Raw genomic sequence first — 21,272 nt, forward strand, 5'->3', positions numbered from 1 at the left:
CGCACGGCGAAGGGCCCGCCCCCCGAGGGGGACGGGCCCTTCCGCTTGTGCCTGTCGGTCCGAAGACGCTTACGCGTCGAAGACCTCCGCGACCAGCTGGGCCTGTTCGGCCTGGTGGCGCTTGGCGGAGCCGACGGCCGGGGACGAGGAGTGCGGGCGCGAGATGCGCCGCAGCCGCTCGCCGTGCGGGACGTCGGCGCCGACCGCCAGGTCGAGGTGGTCGATCAGGTTGAGGCCGAGGAACGGCCAGGCACCCTGGTTCGCCGGCTCTTCCTGCGCCCACAGGTACTTCTCGGCGTTCGGGAACTTGGCGATCTCCGCCTGGAGCTCCTTGCCGGGCAGCGGGTACAGCCGCTCGATGCGGACGATCGCGGTGTCGTTCGCGCCGCGCTTCTGCCGCTCGGCGTCCAGGTCGTAGTAGACCTTGCCGGAGCAGAAGACGACCTTGCGGACGTCCTCGGGCTTGACCGTGGAGTCGCCGATCACCGGGCGGAAGCCGCCCGAGGTGAACTCCTCCGTCTTCGACGCCGCGGCCTTCAGACGCAGCATCGACTTCGGGGTGAAGACGATGAGCGGCTTGTGGTGCGGGTTGTGCACCTGCCAGCGCAGCAGGTGGAAGTAGTTGGAGGGCAGCGTCGGCGCCGCCACGGTCATGTTGTTCTGCGCGCAGAGCTGCAGGAACCGCTCGATCCGGGCCGAGGAGTGGTCCGGGCCCTGGCCCTCGTAGCCGTGCGGCAGGAGCAGGGTGACGCCGGAGGTCTGGCCCCACTTCTGCTCGGCCGAGGAGATGAACTCGTCGACGACGGTCTGCGCGCCGTTGACGAAGTCACCGAACTGGGCCTCCCACATGACCAGCGCCTCGGGGCGGGCCAGCGAGTAGCCGTACTCGAAGCCCATCGCCGCGTACTCGCTCAGCAGCGAGTCGTAGACGTTGAAGCGGGCCTGGTCCTCGGAGAGGTAGAGCAGCGGGGTGTAGTCCTCGCCGGTCTCCCGGTCGATGAGCACCGCGTGCCGCTGGCCGAACGTGCCGCGGCGGGAATCCTGGCCGGCGAGCCGGACCGTGGTGCCCTCCATCAGCAGCGAACCGATGGCGAGGGTCTCGCCCATGCCCCAGTCGATGGCGTCGTCCTCGACCTGGGCCGCGCGGCGCTGCAGCTGGGGCAGCAGTCGCGGGTGCACGGTGATGTGCTCGGGGATGTTGACCTGCGACTCGGCGATCCGCTTGACGACCTCCTGGGAGATCGCGGTGTCGACGAAGACCGGGAACTCCGCCTTGGGCTGCGGCACCTCGGGGGCGGCCGGAGCCGTCGTGGCGTCGCGGACCTCGGTGAAGACCTTCTCCAGCTGGCCCTGGAAGTCCTGGAGCGCCTGCTCCGCCTCTTCGAGGGTGATGTCACCACGGCCGATCAGCGACTCGGTGTAGAGCTTGCGCACCGAGCGCTTCTTGTCGATCAGGTCGTACATCAGCGGCTGGGTGAAGGCCGGGTTGTCCGACTCGTTGTGGCCGCGGCGGCGGTAGCAGATCAGGTCGATGACCACGTCCTTGTTGAACGCCTGGCGGAACTCGAAGGCCAGACGGGCGACGCGGACGACGGCCTCGGGGTCGTCACCGTTCACGTGGAAGATCGGCGCCTCGATCATGCGGGCCACGTCGGTGGCGTACATGGAGGAGCGCGACGACTCCGGGGCGGCGGTGAAGCCGACCTGGTTGTTGATGACGACGTGCACCGTGCCGCCGGTGCGGTAGCCGCGCAGCTGGGACATGTTCAGCGTCTCGGCGACCACGCCCTGGCCGGCGAACGCCGCGTCACCGTGCAGCTGGATCGGCAGGACCGTGAAGTCCGTGCCGCCCTTGCCGATGATGTCCTGCTTGGCGCGCGCGACACCCTCGACGACCGGGTCCACGGCCTCCAGGTGGGAGGGGTTGGCGGTCAGCGAGACCTTGATCTGCTCGCCGTCCAGGCCGGTGAAGGTGCCCTCGGCGCCCAGGTGGTACTTCACGTCGCCGGAGCCGTGCATCGACTTCGGGTCGAGGTTGCCCTCGAACTCGCGGAAGATCTGCGCGTAGGACTTGCCGACGATGTTGGCGAGGACGTTGAGGCGGCCGCGGTGGGCCATGCCGATGACGACCTCGTCCAGCCGCGACTCGGCCGCGGAGTCGATGACCGCGTCCAGCAGCGGGATGACGGACTCGCCGCCCTCCAGCGAGAAGCGCTTCTGGCCGACGTACTTGGTCTGCAGGAACGTCTCGAACGCCTCGGCGGAGTTCAGCCGGCGCAGGATGCGCAGCTGCTCCTCGCGCTCGGGCGACTTGTGCTGGCGCTCGACCCGGTCCTGGATCCACTTGCGCTGCTTCGGGTCCTGGATGTGCATGAACTCGATGCCGGTGGTGCGGCAGTACGAGTCACGCAGCACGCCCAGGATGTCGCGCAGCTTCATCATGGACTTGCCGGCGAAGCCGCCGACCGCGAACTCCCGCTCCAGGTCCCACAGGGTGAGGCCGTGCTCGGTGATGTCGAGGTCGGGGTGCTTGCGCTGGTGGTACTCCAGCGGGTCGGTGTCGGCCATGACGTGGCCGCGGACCCGGTAGGAGTGGATCAGTTCGAAGACCCGGGCGGCCTTGGTGACGTCGTCGTCGTGCGACGCGTCGATGTCGCGCATCCAGCGGATCGGCTCGTAGGGGATGCGGAGCGACTTGAAGATCTCGTCGTAGAAGTCGTTCTCGCCGAGCAGCAGCTGGCTCATGATGCGCAGGAACTCGCCGGAGGCGGCGCCCTGGATCACGCGGTGGTCATAGGTGCTGGTCAGCGTCATGACCTTGGAGATGCCCATCTTGTTCAGGGCGTCCTGCGAGGTGCCCTGGAACTCGGCGGGGTAGTCCATGGCGCCGACGCCCATGATCATCGACTGGCCGGGCATCAGACGCGGCACGGAGTGGACCGTGCCGATGCCGCCGGGGTTGGTCAGCGACGCGGTGACTCCGGTGAAGTCGTCCATCGTCAGCTTGTTGTCCCGGGCCCGGCGGACGATGTCCTCGTAGGCCTGCCAGAACTCGAAGAACGAGAGCGTCTCGGCCTTCTTGATGGCGGCGACGACCAGCTGGCGCTCGCCGCTCGGCTTCACCAGGTCGATGGCCAGGCCGAGGTTGACGTGCTCGGGCTTGACCAGGGTCGGCTTGCCGTCCTTCTGCGCGAAGGAGTAGTTCATCGACGGCATGGCCTTGAGGGCCTGCACCATCGCGTACCCGATGAGGTGGGTGAAGGAGACCTTCCCGCCCCGGGCGCGCTTGAGGTGGTTGTTGATGACGATGCGGTTGTCGAAGAGCAGCTTCACCGGGACCGCGCGCACGGACGTGGCCGTCGGCAGCTCCAGGGAGGCGTTCATGTTCTTCGCAACGGCGGCCGACGGGCCACGCAGGGTCACGAACTCGGGACCGGCGGCCGGGGCCTCGCCGTCCGCCTTCGCAGCGGCCGGCTTCGCGGCGGCCGGCTTCGACGCGGGCTTCGCGGCGGCGGGCTTGGCGTCGGGGGCCTTGGCCGGCGCGGGCTTGGCGGGGGCCGGGGCGCTCGCGGCCGGGGTGGCCGGCGCGGCGGCGGGCTTCGGCCCGTCCGCGGCGGGGGCCGCGGGGGACGACTGGGCCGGGGCGGCCGCAGCGGGGGCGGGGGCCTCCGCCGGCGTGCTCGGCGCGGTGGCGCCGCCCGGCTTGTAGTCGGCGAAGAAGTCCCACCAGGCTCGGTCTACCGAGTTCGGGTCCTGGAGGTACTGCTGGTAGATCTCGTCGACGAGCCACTCATTGGGGCCGAACGCAGCAGCAGGGCTCTTGCCCTGCCCCGCTTGATCGGCCTCGTTCGAGATGCTCGAAGTGTTGGGGGACTGTAGCGACACGGCGGCAACCGCCCTCTTCCGCTTCCTAAGGTGGTGGACAGCGGGAATAAAGGCTACGCCTCTTGTGACCTTTGGTGCAGTCCGGGAGGGCCACTCGTCGCGCACGTCACATTCACCGAAGGGTTTCAGGGCATGACTTGGCGGGAAACACACGGAGTTTGCCCGTGTGCGGGTAGCACTCACCGTCGTCGCACCCACGGGGTGAGTGCTCCTACCACCGACCCTACGCCAGCGACCGTCCGTACGGTCGTCAGCTCCGTGCTGACTCCTGCCCCGGAAGAGTGACCCGGATTCGGCAACCCCGTGCCGATTCGGCCACACCGATCCGGCCGCCGTGCAGGTCCACCGCCCAGCGGGCGATCGCCAGGCCCAGGCCCGTACCGCCGTCCGTCCCCGGGCCCGAGGGGCCCGGGCCGCCGCGGTTGAAGCGCTCGAAGACCCGGTAGCGCTCCGACTCCGGGATGCCGGGACCCTCGTCCTGCACCTCCAGCACCAGGCCCTCCGGGCCCTCGCCGCGCCGGGCACGCACGGTGACCCGGCCGTGCCGGGGGCTGTGCTTGATCGCGTTGTCGATGAGATTCGCCACGACCTGGTGCAGCCGCTCCGCGTCCGCGTACGCGGTGAGCTCCGGCGGCGAGACATCGAGGTGCAGATGGACGTCCGTACGGGTGTGGGTGCCCGAGCCGGTCAGCCCGGAGAGCGTGGAGGCACCGCGGCTCATGTTGGCCTCCTTGAGCACCCCGGACAGATACGGCCAGACCTCGAAGCGCCGGGCGTGCAGCGGCACCACGCCGTTGTCCAGCCGCGACAGGTCGAGGAGGTGCTCGACCAGGCGGCCCAGCCGCTCGGTCTGCTTCAGGGCGGTCCGCATCGTCTCGGGGTCGGGCTCGCAGACGCCGTCGACGACGTTCTCCAGTACGGCGCGCAGCGCGGCGATCGGCGTGCGCAGCTCGTGCGAGACATTGGCGACCAGCTCCTTGCGGTGGGTGTCCACCGCTTCGAGGTCGGCCGCCATCCGGTTGAAGGCGTCGGCCAGGTCGCCGAACTCGTCGCGGCGGCCCGAGCGCACCCGGCGGGTGTAGTCACCGTGCGCCATCGCGCGGGTGACGTCCGTCATCTCGCCGAGCGGGGCGGACAGACTGTTCGCCACGAACTGGGTGATCAGCAGCGAGGCGATGATCGAGAAGATCGTGATCACCCGCAGCTCGGTCGCCGAGTGCATGGCGACGAACACCAGCAGTGTGGTGATGATCACCGAGACGCTGACGAGCGCGCCGAGCGCGGCCTTGACCGAGCGGTACGGGTCCAGCGGGCGCAGCGCCTCCCAGACCCGTTTTCCCAGCTCACGGACGGGCGTGCGCCACCACCGGCGTTTCGGCAGCGGCCAGGAACGCAGGCGCCAGGGGCTCATGCCGGCGGGGTCTCCAGGGCGTAGCCGACGCCATGGACGGTACGGATCCGCTCGGCGCCGATCTTGCGGCGGAGCGCCTTGATGTGGCTGTCGACCGTACGGGTCCCGGAGGCGTCCGCCCAGTCCCACACCTCGGCCAGCAGCTGCTCGCGGGAGAGCACCGCGCGCGGGGTGTTCGCCAGGCAGACCAGCAGGTCGAACTCGGTCGGGGTCAGATGGACGTCGGCCCCGCGGACCCGGACCCGGCGCTGGGCGTGGTCGATCTCCAGCTCACCCAGTCGGAGGATGCCGCTGCGCGGGGTGTGCGCGGCCAGCGCGGCCCGCTCGACCCGGCGGAGCAGGACGTGCACCCGGGCGGCCAGCTCGCGCATGGAGAACGGCTTGGTCATGTAGTCGTCGGCGCCCACGCCGAGGCCGACCAGCATGTCCGTCTCGTCGTCCCGGGCGGTGAGCATCATCACCGGAACGGGGCGCTGGGCCTGGACCCGGCGGCAGACCTCCAGGCCGTCGAAGCCCGGCAGCATCACGTCCAGGACCAGCAGGTCGGGCTGCCAGGCCTCGGCGGTGTCCACCGCGGCCGGGCCGTCCGTGGCCGTCTGCACCTGGAAGCCCTCGGCGCGCAGCCTGGCCGCGATGGCTTCGACGATCGTGGGGTCGTCCTCCACCACCAGCACCCGGCGCTGGGCGCCCGGTGTGGCAGCGGCGGTGCCGCCCTGCGTTGTCTGAGTCTGGTCCATCGCCCGCCCCTGCATTCCCTGCGTGGTCGCGTCTTGCTGGGCAGCAGCGTACGGGCATGGTGTGACTGTCGGCTACGCAGCCTTCCGAGCGAGGTGAACGACGTCGGGGACGCCTCGGACAACCGGGATCTCTTCCGTACGCACCCCCTGGAAACCGGCATTTCGCAGCGCTTCCTCGAACGCCGGGGAGGGCTGGGCGGACCAGACGGCGAGCACCCCGCCCGGGGTGAGCCGGTCCCGGCAGGCGGTGAGGCCGGCGGGGGAGTAGAGGCCGTTGTTGTCCTCGGTGACGGTCCAGTCGGGGCCGTTGTCGATGTCGAGGCAGAGGGCGTCGTAGGTGACGGGGCCGCTGGGGGTGACGGGCTCGTCGTCGTTGGGGGGACCGCCGTGGGTGGCGGGGCCGTCGTCGCCGGGGGGCGGTGCGGTGTCCGGGCGGAGGTGGGCGACGAGGTCGGTGTGCAGGATCTCGCTGCGGGGATCGGCCAGCGCCGCGGCGGAGATCGCGGACAGCGGGCCGGTCCGGTGCCAGTCGATGACCGCCGCCTCACGTTCGACGACCGTGATCCGGCCCCAGCGCGGCTGCTCGGCCGCCCGGGCCAGCGAGAAGCCGACGCCCAGGCCGCCGATGAGGACGGCGGGCCGCGCCCGGTCGGCCGGCAGCCCGCTCAGCGCAGCGTCGACCAGCAGGCGCTCGGAGCGGCCGTCGGAGGTGTCCATCAGGAAGCAGCCGTTGGCGATGATCTCGTGGATGACGGGCGGGCCGCCCGGGGACCCGGGCCGTTCCCGCAGGACCACCTCGCCGTACGGGCCCTCGCGGCGGTCGAGCGTGCGCGGGGCCTCGGGGAGCTCGGACGGGGTCTGCGGCGGGGTGACGGGAGCAGCCATACGGCCATGGTGGCCAAGAGGGAGCCCGGTGGTCCAACGGCTTATGGGGGCGGGGACGAGGGGTGGTCGCGTGCGGGCAGGCCGGGTCGACCGGTACGCGGCGGGGCCGGGCGCGGCGGTCCGGGGAACGGTGGCGGGGGTAGGTGGAACGGGGCCCGGCGGGACCGCGGGCGTCCCATGAGGGTTGCCTCGTGTGATGCATCTCACTCTCACAGCTTCTTCATGGGTTGAGCGTGCAGGCTGGTCCGCGACGTTGTGCAGGGCGAGCGGACGTGTTGCACGGCGGAGCACTCACGCACGGCCCAGGGACTCCGGGCGTGGCTCGGTGGATGCGTCAGGACGGAAGGGGCCTTGTGACCGTGAGCAGGCTGGGAACCGTCGGGGGAATGCAGGTCGGGGGAGCGCGGGGGGAGCGGACGCCGGGTGACCCGGAGCCGGGGACGCTGGGCGACCAGGCGCTGGGGACGCTGGGCGACCGGGCGCCGGCCGGGAGAACGGGAGCGGACGGGCCGCCCGTCGTCCTGCCGGGCATCCCCCGGCAGCGCACCGGCCGGGACGCCGCGGCGCCCATGGCCGCGGCGGAGCCCGGGCCCGGTCCCTCACGCGCCCGCCCGCGGCCCTGGCGGCTGCTGCTCAACACCCCTTTCTCCGCCGGCTACGCGCTGCTGCTCGTGGCCACCTCACTCTTCGCCGAGCACGCCGACCCCACCCTGGTCTCCCGACTGCTCCAGGGCTCCAGCACGGACGTCGTGCACCTCGCGCAGGCCCCGCTGCTGGTGCTGGTCGCCAGCGCGTTGTGGGTCGCCGGCGGACTGACCTCCGGTTACGCCCTCGGTTTCCTCGTCGTACTGCCCACGCTGGAACGGCGGATCGGCGGGCTGCGCACCGCCGCGGTCTTCTTCGGCGGGCATGCGCTGGCCACCCTCGCCACCGAGGTGCCGGTCGCCTTCACTGTCGCCGCCGGCGGGCTGCCGGAGAGCTCGCTGCACCGCCTCGACTACGGCATCAGCTTCGGCGTGATGACCTGCACCGGCGCCCTGGCCGGGGTACTGCCGGCCTGGCTGCGCTGGCCGCTGCTGGGCGGCGTCGGCTGGTTCGCCGGCACCGCCCTGCTCGCCTACGCCGACCCGATGACGGACTGGGGCCATCTGCTCTCGCTCACCCTGGGCGTGGCGAGCTGGCCATTGCTCCGCCACTGGCGGGCCGTTCGCACCGGCCCCACCCCGCTCCTCGGCGACCTGGGCCACCCGGCGCTGCGGGGGGCGGGCGCGGCCTGAGCCGGGGCGTGCGGGCGTTCCCGGGGCATCGCGGGGCGTGGCCACCTTGAACCGTGGGGCGCCGGCATGCCGTGAATCGCGGGGTGCCGGCGCACCTGAACCGCGGTGCGGGCGCCCGCGCTGAACTCCGGGCGTGCGCCCGTGACGGACGGAGGGACGAACGGAGCTACGCCGCCTGCCGGGGCGCGACCACGCACCGGCGCGCCGTACGCCTACCGCACCGCCTACCGCGCGGTCCCCGCCCGCCGTGGGCCAACTACGGCCGTACGGTGGACCGGTAGCTCTGCGCGATGGCGTAGGCGCAGCCGCCCAGGAGGGCGACGCCGGACAGGACGCCGCTGACGAACGGCACCCACACCACGGCGCGGGTCGCGGCCATACCGAGACCGGCCACGCCGAGCGCGGTGAGCGCCGAGCCCGGGACGGCGATCGAGCGCCGCTGCCAGACCGCGGCCAGCGCCATGAAGTGCAGGCCGACGATGAGCGCGATCCAGGCCACGGCGGTCTCGTCGGGGGCGCCGGCCGCACGCAGCGCGAGCCGGCCGCCGATCAGCAGCACCGCCTCGGCCGCCACCACGAACCCGAACTTCCCGCGGAACCAGTCCGCCCGGGGAGCCCCGTCCCCGTCCGTCACGGCCCGGCCCCGGCGGCCCGCCAGCAGCGCCAGCGCCAGCAGGCCCGCGAAGGTGAGCACCGCGACCACGCGCAGGGTGACGCCGACGGCGGGGCTCAGCGGATCGTGTGCGTTGGCGACCACGAAGACCGTCCCGAACAGGGCACCGATGAACACCCCGGACATCCGCTGCAACATGCCGCGAACCTAGCAGTCCTGACGTGCCGTGAGGGGCGTACGGGCCCGGTCCCCTACCCCAGCCACATGAGCATGGCGTCCCCCTTCTCCGCCGCCGCGCCGAAGAACGGCTGCAGGAGGGCGTAGTAATCGGTGACGTAGTCCAGTGGTTCCCCCCGGTCCCACACGATCGTCGGGTAGACCTCCGCCTTGGCCAGGTCCTCCGGGCCGACCCCGGCCGTCAGGCTCGCCGCGGGTATCTCCGCGAGCGCCTCGGCCGCGGTCCGCACCCGCTCGGGGGTGAGGTAGCGCGGCGGGCCGTAGCCCCAGTCCTCGGCGTAAGGGACGGCTTCCTCGCCGTGCACGACGTCCACCGGGAAGCCGGCGCGGCGCAGCAGGAATCCCAGCGCGTCCCAGCTCTTGTCGACGTCCAGGCAGCGCGCCTCGGCCGGTTCGGGCGCCGCTTGGGCCTCCGCCTCACGCCGCCGGGCGACGAGCGTGAGCCCCCACTCCGGATCGCCCAGGACACGGGTGAGTTCGGCAGGTGTCACACGTGCGTACTCTCCGATCATGCTCATGTGACCGAGGTTAGGGGCGACCACTGACAACGCGGTTCGGCTTCGCCGGTGCCTCCCACGTACCTGTCTGTCCCGCCGCGGGTGTTGGTCGCCGTTGCTCCCCCACTGCCTGAAGGGCGTGGGAGGTACCCCCATGCGGCGGGCTGGGTTTGTGGTGGGTGCGGTGACGGGCCTGCGGGGCCGGTTGTGTGGACTGCTGACTGCCTACGACGCCCGCCGGAGTCGGGGGTGCGGCCTGGGAGAATGGGGGTCCTCTTCGGGCGCTGCCGCGTACCGCGCCCGCCGGCCTGCAGGAGTATCCGCATCGTGTCCCGAGACCGCACCGCCCGTCCGCTGCCCGACGCCGTCGCATCCGGTCGGCAGACCGCCGACCTGGGCCTGACGCCTGCCGACCGTGGCCTGACGGCCGACTGTGGCAGCTGCTTCGGGCTCTGTTGCGTCGCGCTGCCGTTCGCCCGCTCGGCGGACTTCGCGATCGACAAGGACGCCGGCCGGCCCTGCCCCAACCTGCAGAGCGACTTCCGCTGCGGCATCCACCGCGACCTGCGGGACCGCGGCTTCTCCGGCTGCACGGTCTTCGACTGCTTCGGTGCCGGGCAGAAGGTCTCGCAGGTCACCTTCGGCGGCGAGGACTGGCGGCAGGCGCCCGGTACGGCCCGGCAGATGTTCGACGTCTTCCCCGTCATGCGGCAGCTGCACGAACTCCTCTGGTACCTGTCCGAGGCGCTGACCCTGCCGGCGGCCCGCCCGGTCCACGACGACCTGCGTGCCGCGCTGGAGAAGACCGAGGCCCTCACCCGCGGCAGCGCGGAGGAGCTCGGCGCGCTGGACGTGCCCGCCCACCGGGCCGAGGTCAACGTCCTGCTGCTGCGCACCAGCGAGCTCGTCCGGGCCCAGGTGCCCGGCCGGAAGAAGGAGCGGCGCGGCGCCGACCTGATGGGGGCCCGCCTCAAGGGCGCGCGGCTCCAGGGCGCCAACCTCCGCGGGGCGTACCTGATCGCCGCCGACCTCACCGGGGCGGACCTGCGCCGGGCCGACCTGATCGGGGCGGACCTGCGGGACGCCGACCTCGGCGGCGCCGATCTGACGGGCGCGCTCTTCCTGACCCAGTCCCAACTGAACGCGGCCAAGGGTGATGCCGCCACCAAGCTCCCGTCCGGTCTGGCCCGCCCCGGCCACTGGCGGCCCGCCGCCTGATCGCTCACAGCGAACGCGCGGCGGGGAACATCTCCCCGGCTCCCGGCATTGAGTGGGTAAAGCTCAACTTGCTTGCCGAAGGGGAGATCATGGCTTCGACGTCCACACCGCTCACTCTGCCCGTGCTGCCCCTCGATGACGAGGTCGTGCTCCCCGGCATGGTGGTGCCGCTGGACCTGTCCGACACGGAGGTGCGTGCCGCGGTGGAGGCTGCGCAGGCCGCCGCCTCCTCGGGCAACAAACCGCGGGTGCTCCTTGTGCCCCGTGTCGACGGGAACTACGCCGGCATCGGCACACTCGGGCGGATCGAGCAGGTCGGACGGCTGTCCGACGGCGATCCCGGAGCGCTGATCAGGGGCCTCGGCCGGGTGCGGATCGGGTCCGGCACGACCGGTCCCGGTGCCGCCCTCTGGGTGGAGGGCACCGTGGTTGAGGAGAACGTCCCCGATCCTTCCCCAAGCTCTCAACTCCGTTCGAGCAGGGGAGGCCCCTATCCGGGGGCCGTCAGCGAACTCGTCACCGAATACAAGGCGCTGGCCACCAGCTGGCTGCGCAAGCGCGGCGCCTGGCAGGTCGTCGACCGCGTCCAGGGCATCGAGGACGTCGGGACGCTGGCGGACAACTCCGGCTACTCGCCGTTCCTGACCGTCGAGCAGAAGGTGCGCCTGCTGGAGACCACCGACCCGGTCGCCCGGCTGAAGCTCGCCACCGAGGCGCTGCGGGACCACCTCGCCGAGCAGGACGTCGCCGAGTCCATCGCCAAGGACGTCCAGGAGGGCGTCGACAAGCAGCAGCGGGAGTTCCTGCTGCGGCGCCAGCTGGAGGCGGTCCGCAAGGAGCTCGCCGAGCTCAACGGCGATCCCGAGGACGAGAGCGACGACTACCGTGCCCGGGTCGAGGCCGCCGATCTGCCCGAGGACGTCCGCAAGGCCGCCCTCAAGGAGGTCGACAAGCTGGAGCGGGCCAGCGACCAGAGCCCCGAGGGCTCCTGGATCCGCACCTGGCTCGACACCGTCCTGGAATTGCCGTGGAACGAACGGACCGAGGACGCCTACGACATCGCCGGCGCCAAGGAGGTCCTGGACGCCGACCACGCGGGCCTGGCGGACGTGAAGGAGCGGATCACGGAATACCTGGCCGTCCGCAAGCGGCGGGCCGAGCGCGGCCTGGGGCTGGTCGGCGGCCGCCGGGGCGGCGCGGTGCTCGCGCTGGTCGGGCCGCCCGGTGTGGGCAAGACCTCGCTGGGCGAGTCCGTGGCGCGCGCCATGGGCCGCAAGTTCGTCCGGGTCGCGCTCGGCGGCGTCCGGGACGAGGCGGAGATCCGCGGCCACCGCCGTACGTACGTCGGCGCGCTGCCGGGCCGGATCGTCCGGGCGATCAAGGAAGCCGGTTCGATGAATCCGGTCGTCCTGCTCGACGAGATCGACAAGGTGGGCTCCGACTTCCGGGGCGACCCGGCCGCCGCCCTCCTGGAGGTCCTGGACCCGGCGCAGAACCACACCTTCCGCGACCACTACCTGGAGGTCGAACTCGACCTGAGCGACGTGGTCTTCCTGGCCACCGCCAACGTCCTGGAAGCCATCCCCGAGCCGCTGCTCGACCGTATGGAGCTGGTCCGGCTCGACGGCTACACCGAGGACGAGAAGGTCGTCATCGCCCGGGACCACCTGCTGCCGCGTCAGCTGGAGCGGGCCGGTCTGGAGGCCGGCGAGGTGACGCTGGAGGAGGACGCGCTGCGCAAGCTGGCGGGCGAGTACACCCGGGAGGCGGGCGTGCGGAATCTGGAGCGGTCGATCGCCCGGCTGCTCCGCAAGATCGCCGCACAGCACGAAATCGGCGAGGGGGAGCTGCCGTTCGGTGTCGGCGCGGACCAGCTGCGCCCGCTGATCGGGCGGCCGCACCACACCCCCGAGTCGGCCCAGGACCCGGCCGAGCGGCGGACCGCCGTGCCGGGCGTGGTGACCGGTCTCGCGGTCACCGGCGCGGGCGGTGACGTCCTCTACGTGGAGGCGTCGCTGGCCGATCCGGAAACCGGGGCCTCCGGTCTGACGCTGACCGGCCAGCTCGGTGACGTGATGAAGGAGTCCGCGCACATCGCGCTGTCCTTCCTGCGCTCGCACGGCGCGGAGCTGGAGCTTCCGGTCGGCGACCTGAAGGAGCGCGGGGTGCATCTGCACGTACCGGCCGGTGCGGTCCCCAAGGACGGGCCGAGCGCGGGCGTGACGATGACGACGGCGCTGGCCTCGCTGCTGTCGGGCCGGCAGGTCCGGCCGGACGTGGCGATGACCGGTGAGGTCTCGCTGACCGGGCGGGTGCTGCCGATCGGCGGCGTCAAGCAGAAGCTGCTCGCGGCGCACCGCGCGGGGATCACCACCGTGATCATCCCCAAGCGCAACGAGCCGGACCTGGACGACGTGCCCGCCGAGGTCCTGGCGGCCCTGGAGGTGCACCCGGTCTCGGACGTCCGCCAGGTGCTGGAGCTCGCGCTGACCCCGGCCCGCAACGGCGCGGCACCGGAGGTTCCGGTCGCGGCGTGACGGTAACGCGACCGGAGCGGAAGACCCCTCCCGCGGCAGGCGGGAGGGGTCCCGGGTGCGGGCGGGCGGTCCGCCCGCCGGGCCGGCCGCGCTAGCCGTTGGCCAGTGCCTGGAGCCGGTCCATCGCGCCGTTGAAGCGGTTGTGGTCACCGACCGTGGGGCCGGTCGAGGTGTACTGCCAGATGGTGTGGAAGCCCCAGCCGGCCGGGAGTTCGCCGACCGAGGAGCCGTAGCGCGGGACCCACAGCGGGTTGATCGCGCCGAAGGCGGACGAATTGCCGGTGCACTGCTTCCACCAGCTGGTGGAGGTGTAGATGACCGCGTCCCGGCCGGTGCGCGCCTTGTAGGTGGCGAACCAGTCCTTCATCCAGTTGACCAGGCCGGCCGCGCTGAGGCCGTAACAGGTCGCGCCGTAGGGGTTGTACTCCATGTCCAGCGCGCCGGGCAGCGTCCTGCCGTCCCGGGACCAGCCGCCGCCGTGGTCGACGAAGTAGTTGGCCTGGGCGGCGCCGCTGGAGGTGTTGGGCGTCGCGAAGTGGTAGGAGCCGCGGATCATGCCCGCGTTGTAGGAGCCGTTGTACTGCTGCGCGAAGTACGGGTTGGTGTAGCTGGTGGACTCCGTCGCCTTGACGTAGGCGAACCGGACGCCGCTGTTCCAGAGCGTCGACCAGGCGACGTTGCCGTTGTGGCTGCTGACGTCCACGCCTTCGACGGACGACGCGAGCGAGCCCGCCGGCGGGGCGGTGCGGCCGGCCGCGGTGCCCTCGTGCCTGGCGATCTGCGAGCCGGCCCAGTCCTGGCCGGGGTGGCTCGGCTCGGGGGCGCGCCGCACGGCCGTGGCACCGGCGGTGGCGGGCAGCGCCAGGAGCAGCGCGAGGAGGGTGAGGAGGGCCCCGGTCACGGTCGCGAGCGAGCGTGCGGGGCGATGGGGGGAGCCGGATCTGAGCACGGACATACGTGTCTCCGGAGATCTCGGTGTGACCTGAGGGGGGATGCGTGCTGATCTGAGGGGGGATCTGCCGGCATGGCGTGGGCGCGGCCGGCACGGCGGTGCGGACGTGCGGGACGCGCGGCGGAACCTTTGGCGAACGGCCCGCCGTTTGGTGTGGCCATGCCATAAATGACGATACGCGCGTAGACCGGCGTGACAAAAGAGGGTCCCTGGGCTGCCGTTGGTCTAATCCTGCGAAATACTGGCCGAGCTGCGGCTTCGGCCGACGGGGGCGGAAACTTTCAGACCAGGAAATGCGGGAAGGGGCGCTGACGTGCACGACACCGGGGCCGACGGGATGGCGGCGGACGGCGAGCCGGTGGGTGTGGACCACGTATTCCTCGCCCTGGAACGCGAATTGGCGGTGTTCCTCCGCCGGGCCCGGGCCTCGTCCGGCGAACTGGCCCGGGAGGTGCACCCCGACCTGGAGCCGTCCGCCTACGGCCTGCTGGTCCGGCTGGCCGACGCCGGCGCGCAGCGCGCCACCGACCTCGCCGGCTTCTTCGGCGTCGGCAAGGCCACGATGAGCCGCCAGCTGCACGCCCTGGAACAGCTGGGCCTGGTCGCCCGGGCGCCGGACCCGGCCGACGGCCGCGCCGTCCTGGTGCGCCTGACCGACGAGGGCCGGGAGCGCTTCACCCGCGTCCGCAACGCCCGCCGCGCCCAGTACGCCCGGCGCCTCGCCGCCTGGGACCGCCACGAGGTGGCCGAACTCGCCCGGCTGCTGCACCGCTTGAACGCGGAGCAAGAGGGCGAAGAGGGGTGAAAGCCGCGTCGTGCTGCGCCGCGTCCGGGCCCGTCACGGCATGACGAAGACCACCGCGGCGTCGTCCCGGGCCTTGCCCCGCGGGTAGGCCGCGCACTCCGGGTCCGCCGCCTCCGCGGCCCGCACCCGGTCGATCAGGGCCTGTGGCCCCTCCTCGGCCACCAGGCCCGCGCAGTCCGCCCAGGAGCCCTCGCCGAAGACCTCGACCCAGCGGCCCGCGCCGTCGCTGAGGGCGGTCAGTGAGCGGACCGCGGCCCGCGGCGTGGTGCCGGTGACCGCGCGGGCCGCCACCGCCGGATCCGCGGCCGCCGTGAAGAAACCGCCCTCCACGTTGCGCAGCGCCTCGACGGCCCGCCCGTACTCCCGGCCCGCCGCGGCCCGTTCCGTCGACCCGCGGGGCAGTGCCCGTACGGCGGCGCCAAGGGCCCGGACCCCGGGCGGCAGTTCGTCCAGCCGCGGGTCCAGCACGGGGTGCACCGACCCGTCGGCGTGCTCCAGGAGGAGCACCGAATCGGACAGTACGAGGTGCTCGACGGTGTCCGTGGACCACCTGGCGGCCACCACAGTTGCCTGCGGAGTGCGGGCGTGAGAAAGGTCACAGGTGCCCCGGTGAACGGCGGCGGTCCGGGAGATGGCCGCCGCGAGCGCCTCAGCCAGCGTCATATCCCGGTGTGAAACCGACAGTTCGAGCATTGCGCCGCCGAGCCGCGCGGTGAACCACGGCACCGTGTGACGGCATCCGCAGTCCGCCTCGGGCGGGGTCACGCCGTCCAGCAGGACCAGGACTCCGCCCTGGCCGGAGGCCGGCAGGGCGACCGATGCGTAGTCCTCGTTGGGGCGTTGGGGATCGCCCGGCTCGGTGGCGAGTGCGATGCGCATGCCGGCAAGTCTGCCGGAGGACGCGGATGTGGCCGGGTGACCGGGCGCACCGGGCCCGTGTGGCGTACGGGCAGGTCAGCGCCGCGCGGAAGGTACGGACCGGCGCTCCGGCGGCGTGCGGGCGCGCATCCTGCCAGGACGGCGCGGCATCTCCAAACCCGTCCGGGGGGTGCGCGGGGGTGCGGTGAAAATCGTTGCCGCGCGGAAGTTGATGGTCAAACTCCGATTGATGTTCACTCGTTCAGGTGGCCGGGCATGTGATGCCGAGCCACTGCGCGGGGCCGGTGGAATGGTCGTTGCCCGGATCACGGGGGGCCAGGACATTCGTCGCGACGCGCAGAGCCGGACCGTTCCCCCTCGCGGAAGTATGCGCTGCTGCGGAGTGCGCGCAGGTCCGCCCGCGAGCGGAGAGCGAGCCGGGTCCGCGACGCCATACGGCGTGGGCAGGCGAGACAGGAATGCGAGCAGCGGTGCGGAAGATGCGGCTTCGGGGCGGCGCAGGGAAGCCGGGTTCACCGGCCGGTTCGGTCTCCGGACCGGGTACGGGTTCGGGTCCTGGCAAGAGCTCCGGTTCCGGTGCGGGACCGGGCGCGACCGGCGGTGCGGACCTCGCGGGGCACCGTCCCGCACGGGTGCGCAACCGGCTGGTCGGAGCGGTGGCCGTCGTTGCCGTCGCGGTCCTCGGAGCCGGCGCCCCCGGTCTGCTCGGCACGGCGGACGACGCCGGCAACAGCCAGCACCTGGTCGACCTGGCCGAACTCAACGCCCGCGCCATCGCGCTGGCACACTCCCTCGCCGACGAACGCGACGGCATGACCGGTTACGCCGCCGCGGGACGCAACGGCCGTACGGGTACGGTCAACAACGGCGCGGACCCGGGGAGGAGCACGGGTCCCGGAAACGGCACGGTCAACGGAACCGGCAGCAGCGCCGGCACCGGCGCGGTCAACGGCACCCGCACCGGCGGCACGACCGGAACCGGCGGAAGGGCAGCAACCGGCGGAACCGGCACGACCGGTGGAAGCGGAACGACCGGCACCACAACGGGCGGAACCGCAAGCGGAACCGGCACCGGCCTCCCCGGCGTCAACGGCACCCGGACGAACACGGCCGCGGCCGGCGCCGCCGTCACCAGCGGGCCCGGTGCCGACGACGCCGCCGTCGCCCGCCCCCAGCGCGCCCGCGTGGACCGGCAGATCGACGACCTGCGCACCGAGGCCCAGGACGCCTCCGGTGACAGCGCGGTCTACGCGACCGCCGCCAAACTGCTCAAAACCCTCCCGGAAACCCGTCAAAAGGCGCTGGCCCGGACGGAATCGGCCGAGCAGGTCTACCGCGCGTACACCGACATCATCCAGGCACTCGGGGCGATCAGCGACGACATCGCCCGCGGACTGCCCGCCCGGGCGGACTCCGCGGACGCCGACACCCGGGCGCTGCCCGCACTCGCCCGCGCCACCGACCAGGCGGCCGGCACCCGCGCCCTGCTGCTCGCCGGGCTCAACGCCGGCGGCAGCCAGCCCACGCTGACCGGCCTCGCCCAGGTCGCGCGGGTCCGTGAGCAGGCGTCGCTGGGCGACTTCCGGGAGACCGCGGGCCAGGGCGCCCGGGACCGCTACGACCGCACCGTCACCGGCACCGACATCAGCACCGCCGAGCGCTATCTGACCCGGCTCACCGACCAGCCGCGCCTGGACGCCGCCGATCTGCGGCTGAGCCGCCAGCGGGTGGAGAACGCCCTCACCACCCGGATCGGGCTGATGCGGGGCGTCGAATCGGCCATGGCCACCGCCGACATCCAGCGCCTCGGCCAGCTGCGCGACGACGACGTCACGGAGCTGGAGATCCGGATCGGCCTGGAGGGCCTCTGCCTGCTGCTGGCCGTCGGCGCCGGCATCTGGGCCGCGCGCTCGATGACCCAGCCGCTGGCCGCGCTGCGGATCGGCGCCCGCCGGGTGGCCGCCGACCCGGCCCACGAGGACCCCATCACCTACAAGGGCCGCAACGACGAATTCGCCGCCACCGTACGGTCGGTGAACGCGCTGCACACCCAGGTGGGCGAGCTGTCGCGGCGCACCACCGAACTGGAGGGCGAGCGCAAGCGGCTGATCGGCGGCCGGCAGCGGCTGGTCGCCGAGCGCGAGGTGCTCCAGGAGCAGGGCGAGGCGCTCAAGGAGGAGATCGCCGACCTCACCGAGCGGCTCAAGGCCGCCCACAGCGGCGTACAGGGCCGGTTCGTCAACCTCGCACTGCGCACCCTCGGCCTGGTGGAGCGCCAGCTCGGCGTCATCGAGGGCCTGGAGGAGACCGAGCAGGACCCGGAACGGCTGGACACCCTCTTCAAGCTGGACCACTTCGCCGCGCGGATGCGCCGCAACAGCGAGAACCTCCTGGTCCTGGCGGGCGCCGAACAGCACGGCAACAACCACCCGGGCCCGGTCCCGCTGCTTGACGTGCTGCGCGCCGCGGTCAGTGAGATCGAACGCTACGAGCGGGTGCGCATCCAGTCGCTGCCGCCGCACTCCCAGGTCGCCGGGTTCGCCGCGGACGACCTGAGCCACCTGGTCGCCGAACTCCTGGAGAACGCCACCGCGTTCTCGCCGCCGGACGCCTATGTCGAGCTGTCCGGCTGGCTGCTGGAGAGCGGTGAGGTCATGCTCTCGGTCCAGGACGAGGGCATCGGGATGACCGCGGAGCGGATGGCCGAGCTCAACGAGCGGCTGTCGGACGCGGAGGCGGCCTCGACCGCCGAGAACATCGACGAGGCGCTGGGCCTCGGGCTGTACGTGGTCGTACGGCTGGCCGCCCGGCACGGCGTCCGGGTCCAGCTGCGGGACGCGAAGCAGGGCGGGGTCACCGCCGTCATCGTGCTGCCCGGCTCGATCCTGCCGACCCGCCCCGGCCCGGCGTCCGCGCTGACCGTCGCGCACGACGCGCACGCCCCGGGCCTGCCCGGCTCGGTGGCCGAGGCGAACTCCAACGCCCTGCAGACGCGGGTGCCGCGACTGGACCCGGCGGCGGGCCGCGGCGCGGCGGAGCCCGCGCCGGCACCGGAACGGGCCGCCGGTCCGGCACCCGGCCAGGACGGACCCGCCGGCAGCCCGGGGGGCGACCCGTTCGTCGCCGCCGCCGAGCGCGCGATCGACGCGGCCGGGATACCGGCCGGCGGGACCACCGAGCACACCCGGCCCCGGGAGGACGCGCCGGAGGAGCCCGCACCGGCCGCCGCCCCGGCCGCGGCGGACCCGTACGCCATCGGCCCCGACCAGCACACCCGCGCCGAGGCGGCCACCCCGGCCACGGCCCCGGCGCCCACTTCCGGGGCATCGTCCGACGACGCGGCGCCCGACGACGCGGCGCCCGCGGGCCCCGAGGAGAAGCAGCGGACCAGCCTGGGCCTGCCCAAGCGCACGCCCAAGATCGTGGCGCAGCAGCAGGCGCCCACCGTCCCGCGCAAGAGCGGTGCGGCCAACGCCGAGGCGCTGCGGCGCCGGCTCGGCGGATTCCAGCAGGGGGCGCGGACCGGCCGGCGCGACGTGGCGGCCGAGCTCGCGGAAGGCACGACCGAACAGACCGACCGACGACCCGACACCGACGGAGCGGGGGCCCCGGAAGAGAGCCACATTGTCGAGGAGGCACGCGAGTGAAGGCGCAAGCGCCCACTGCTTACGGACATGGACTGAGCAGCCAGGCCCGCAATCTCCACTGGTTGCTGAGCAACTTGGTGGAGGAGGTGCCGGGCATCCGCTCGGTCGCGGTGGTCTCCTCCGACGGGCTGCTGCTGCTCAGCTCCGACCCTGACCGGGCGGACGAGGCGGCCCGCCCCGGCGGAGCCGGCGGGCCCCGCGGGTCCAGCGCAGACCTGGCCACCATCGTGTCCGGCCTCGGCAGCCTCACCCAGGGTGCCGCGAAGCTGATGGACGGCGGGGCCGTCAAGCAGACGATGATCACGATGGACGAGGCCAGCGTGTTCGTGATGTCGATCAGCGACGGTTCGCTGCTCGGCGTGCACGCCGCACCGGACTGCGACATGAACGTCATCGCCTATCACATGGCGCTGTTCGTCGGCCGGGCCGGTCATGTCCTCACCCCCGAACTCCGCACCGAACTCCGCAAGTCGATGGAGAGCGCCCAGTGAGCAAGACTCCGAAACTCCCCGTGCGCGGCGGGGACCGCAAACCCTCGCGCGTACGGCCGTATTCGCTCACCGGCGGCCGCACGCGATTCGGCCACGTGCTGCTCGTCGAGACCTTCGTGGCCGCGCTGGAAGCCCCCGAAGAACGGCGCGAGCTCACGTCCGGCGGCTGGGGTGACCGGGTGATGCCGGAGATGCGGGCGATCGTCGAGCTCTGCCGCCGGATGCGCTCGGTGGCGGAGATCTCCGCCCTCCTCAAGATGCCGCTGGGCGTGGTCCGCGTCCTGCTCAGCGACCTCGCCGACCAGGGAAAGATTCGCGTCTACGGCACCGGGCACGGCACCGGCCGGCCCGACCGCGCGCTGCTCGAAAGGGTGCTGAGTGGACTTCACAGGCTCTGACACGATATCGGCCGGGCCGACGACGACCGCCGGTTCCGTGGGTCAGGCCGGCCCGGTGGCCACGGCCGCCGACGCGGGGCTGCAGAGCTGGCAGACGGACCGGTCGCGGGCGCCGATCGCCACCAAGATCGTGGTGGCCGGCGGCTTCGGTGTCGGCAAGACCACCTTCGTCGGTTCGGTCTCGGAGATCACGCCGCTGCAGACCGAGGCGGTGATGACCCAGGCCAGCGAGGGCACCGACGATCTGACCGCCACTCCGGAGAAGACCACGACCACGGTCGCGATGGACTTCGGGCGGATCACCCTCGACCAGGAACTGGTCCTGTACCTGTTCGGCACGCCCGGGCAGCAGCGGTTCTGGTTCATGTGGGACGACCTGGTGCGCGGCGCGATCGGCGCGATCGTCATGGCCGACACCCGGCGGCTGGAGGACTGCTTCCCGGCGCTCGACTACTTCGAGAGCTGCGGGCTGCCCTACATCGTGGCGGTCAACCACTTCGAGGGCACCGACAGTTACCAGGCCGAGGACGTCCGGGAGGCGCTGACCGTGCCGCCGGAGGTACCGATCGTGATCATGGACGCGCGCAAGCGGACCACCGTGATCCAGTCGCTGCTCGCCCTGGTCGGCCACGCCCTGGAAGCCGCGCCGGAATAACGGGTCGCTCCTCCCACGAGCCGGCCCTCCTACGAGCCGGCCCCCCACGGGCCGGATCTCGTACAGGCCGGTCCTCGTACGGGCCGGTCCTCCTACGGGTCCGTCCACTCCCACGGGCCCGCCCCCTGAGGGGACACCCCTCGCACGA

At 72.5% G+C, this 21,272-nt stretch carries 16 protein-coding genes; 8 read left to right on the plus strand and 8 right to left on the minus strand.

Translation table 11 applies throughout. The annotated features are described in order from the left end of the window. Nucleotides 1-69: 69 nt before the first annotated feature. From ACGF4C_RS29865 to ACGF4C_RS29880, 4 genes are all read right to left on the minus strand, one after another. A complete protein-coding gene (locus ACGF4C_RS29865) occupies nt 70-3,885 on the minus strand; it encodes a multifunctional oxoglutarate decarboxylase/oxoglutarate dehydrogenase thiamine pyrophosphate-binding subunit/dihydrolipoyllysine-residue succinyltransferase subunit (RefSeq protein ID WP_393570273.1) in 3,816 nt (1,271 codons plus the stop codon). Nucleotides 3,886-4,135: 250 nt separating this feature from the next. Next, nucleotides 4,136-5,296 carry an ATP-binding protein gene (locus tag ACGF4C_RS29870; protein ID WP_393570275.1) on the minus strand — a complete coding sequence of 387 codons (1,161 nt, stop codon included), beginning with the start codon at nt 5,294-5,296 and terminating at the stop codon, nt 4,136-4,138. After that, nucleotides 5,293-6,033, minus strand: coding sequence for a response regulator transcription factor (locus ACGF4C_RS29875; protein ID WP_030415965.1), 741 nt, complete (start codon nt 6,031-6,033; stop codon nt 5,293-5,295). The genes ACGF4C_RS29870 and ACGF4C_RS29875 overlap by 4 nt, the downstream gene beginning before the upstream one ends. A 72-nt stretch (nt 6,034-6,105) precedes the next feature. Then, nucleotides 6,106-6,918, minus strand: a complete 813-nt coding sequence (locus ACGF4C_RS29880; protein WP_393570278.1) for a spermidine synthase — start codon at nt 6,916-6,918, stop codon at nt 6,106-6,108. Nucleotides 6,919-7,277: 359 nt separating this feature from the next. On the opposite strand from ACGF4C_RS29880, the gene ACGF4C_RS29885 reads away from it, so the two are divergent. Continuing rightward, nucleotides 7,278-8,195 (plus strand): rhomboid-like protein, encoded by a 918-nt coding sequence (locus ACGF4C_RS29885; RefSeq protein WP_393570280.1) that lies wholly within the window; start codon nt 7,278-7,280, stop codon nt 8,193-8,195. 256 nt (nt 8,196-8,451) lie between these two features. Here ACGF4C_RS29885 and ACGF4C_RS29890 read toward each other — a convergent pair whose 3' ends face one another. Next, the gene (locus ACGF4C_RS29890; protein WP_393570282.1) at nt 8,452-9,006 is read right to left on the minus strand and encodes a hypothetical protein; all 555 of its coding nucleotides are present in this window, start codon (nt 9,004-9,006) and stop codon (nt 8,452-8,454) included. A 53-nt stretch (nt 9,007-9,059) separates the two neighbouring features. Next, a complete protein-coding gene (locus ACGF4C_RS29895) occupies nt 9,060-9,563 on the minus strand; it encodes a YfbM family protein (RefSeq protein ID WP_393570284.1) in 504 nt (167 codons plus the stop codon). A gap of 372 nt (nt 9,564-9,935) precedes the next feature. Here ACGF4C_RS29895 and ACGF4C_RS29900 point away from each other — a divergent pair, with 372 nt between their 5' ends. Together ACGF4C_RS29900 and lon are read left to right on the plus strand one after the other, a co-directional pair. Continuing rightward, a complete protein-coding gene (locus ACGF4C_RS29900) occupies nt 9,936-10,760 on the plus strand; it encodes a pentapeptide repeat-containing protein (RefSeq protein WP_393570376.1) in 825 nt (274 codons plus the stop codon). Nucleotides 10,761-10,849: 89 nt separating this feature from the next. Beyond that, the gene (lon, locus tag ACGF4C_RS29905; protein WP_393570286.1) at nt 10,850-13,297 is read left to right on the plus strand and encodes an endopeptidase La; all 2,448 of its coding nucleotides are present in this window, start codon (nt 10,850-10,852) and stop codon (nt 13,295-13,297) included. A 91-nt stretch (nt 13,298-13,388) separates the two neighbouring features. Here the strand turns inward: lon and ACGF4C_RS29910 are convergent, their stop codons facing one another. Then, a complete protein-coding gene (locus tag ACGF4C_RS29910; protein WP_393570288.1) occupies nt 13,389-14,252 on the minus strand; it encodes a lysozyme in 864 nt (287 codons plus the stop codon). Between the two features lie 334 nt (nt 14,253-14,586). On the opposite strand from ACGF4C_RS29910, the gene ACGF4C_RS29915 reads away from it, so the two are divergent. Then, nucleotides 14,587-15,054: a MarR family winged helix-turn-helix transcriptional regulator gene (locus ACGF4C_RS29915; RefSeq protein ID WP_393570378.1), complete on the plus strand. Its 468-nt coding sequence runs from the start codon at nt 14,587-14,589 to the stop codon at nt 15,052-15,054. Nucleotides 15,055-15,087: 33 nt separating this feature from the next. Here the strand turns inward: ACGF4C_RS29915 and ACGF4C_RS29920 are convergent, their stop codons facing one another. Continuing rightward, nucleotides 15,088-15,933 (minus strand): hypothetical protein, encoded by an 846-nt coding sequence (locus ACGF4C_RS29920; protein ID WP_393570290.1) that lies wholly within the window; start codon nt 15,931-15,933, stop codon nt 15,088-15,090. A 632-nt stretch (nt 15,934-16,565) separates the two neighbouring features. Here ACGF4C_RS29920 and ACGF4C_RS29925 point away from each other — a divergent pair. From ACGF4C_RS29925 to ACGF4C_RS29940, 4 genes are read left to right on the plus strand one after another with little or no spacing between them, the layout of a single operon-like run. Next, entirely contained in the window at nt 16,566-19,580 is a 3,015-nt protein-coding gene (locus ACGF4C_RS29925; protein ID WP_393570292.1) for a nitrate- and nitrite sensing domain-containing protein, read from the plus strand. Then, nucleotides 19,577-20,071, plus strand: coding sequence for a roadblock/LC7 domain-containing protein (locus ACGF4C_RS29930; RefSeq protein ID WP_393570294.1), 495 nt, complete (start codon nt 19,577-19,579; stop codon nt 20,069-20,071). The genes ACGF4C_RS29925 and ACGF4C_RS29930 overlap by 4 nt, the downstream gene beginning before the upstream one ends. Next, complete coding sequence (locus ACGF4C_RS29935) at nt 20,068-20,469, plus strand: DUF742 domain-containing protein (RefSeq protein WP_030415977.1); 402 nt, start codon at nt 20,068-20,070, stop codon at nt 20,467-20,469. Before ACGF4C_RS29930 ends, ACGF4C_RS29935 begins: the two co-directional genes overlap by 4 nt. Nucleotides 20,470-20,506: 37 nt before the next feature. Then, the gene (locus tag ACGF4C_RS29940) at nt 20,507-21,124 is read left to right on the plus strand and encodes an ATP/GTP-binding protein (protein WP_393570297.1); all 618 of its coding nucleotides are present in this window, start codon (nt 20,507-20,509) and stop codon (nt 21,122-21,124) included. Nucleotides 21,125-21,272: the final 148 nt, after the last annotated feature.

Origin of the sequence: Streptomyces sp. NPDC048197, assembly GCF_043202395.1 — a bacterium.
GTDB lineage: Bacteria > Actinomycetota > Actinomycetes > Streptomycetales > Streptomycetaceae > Streptomyces > Streptomyces siderophoricus.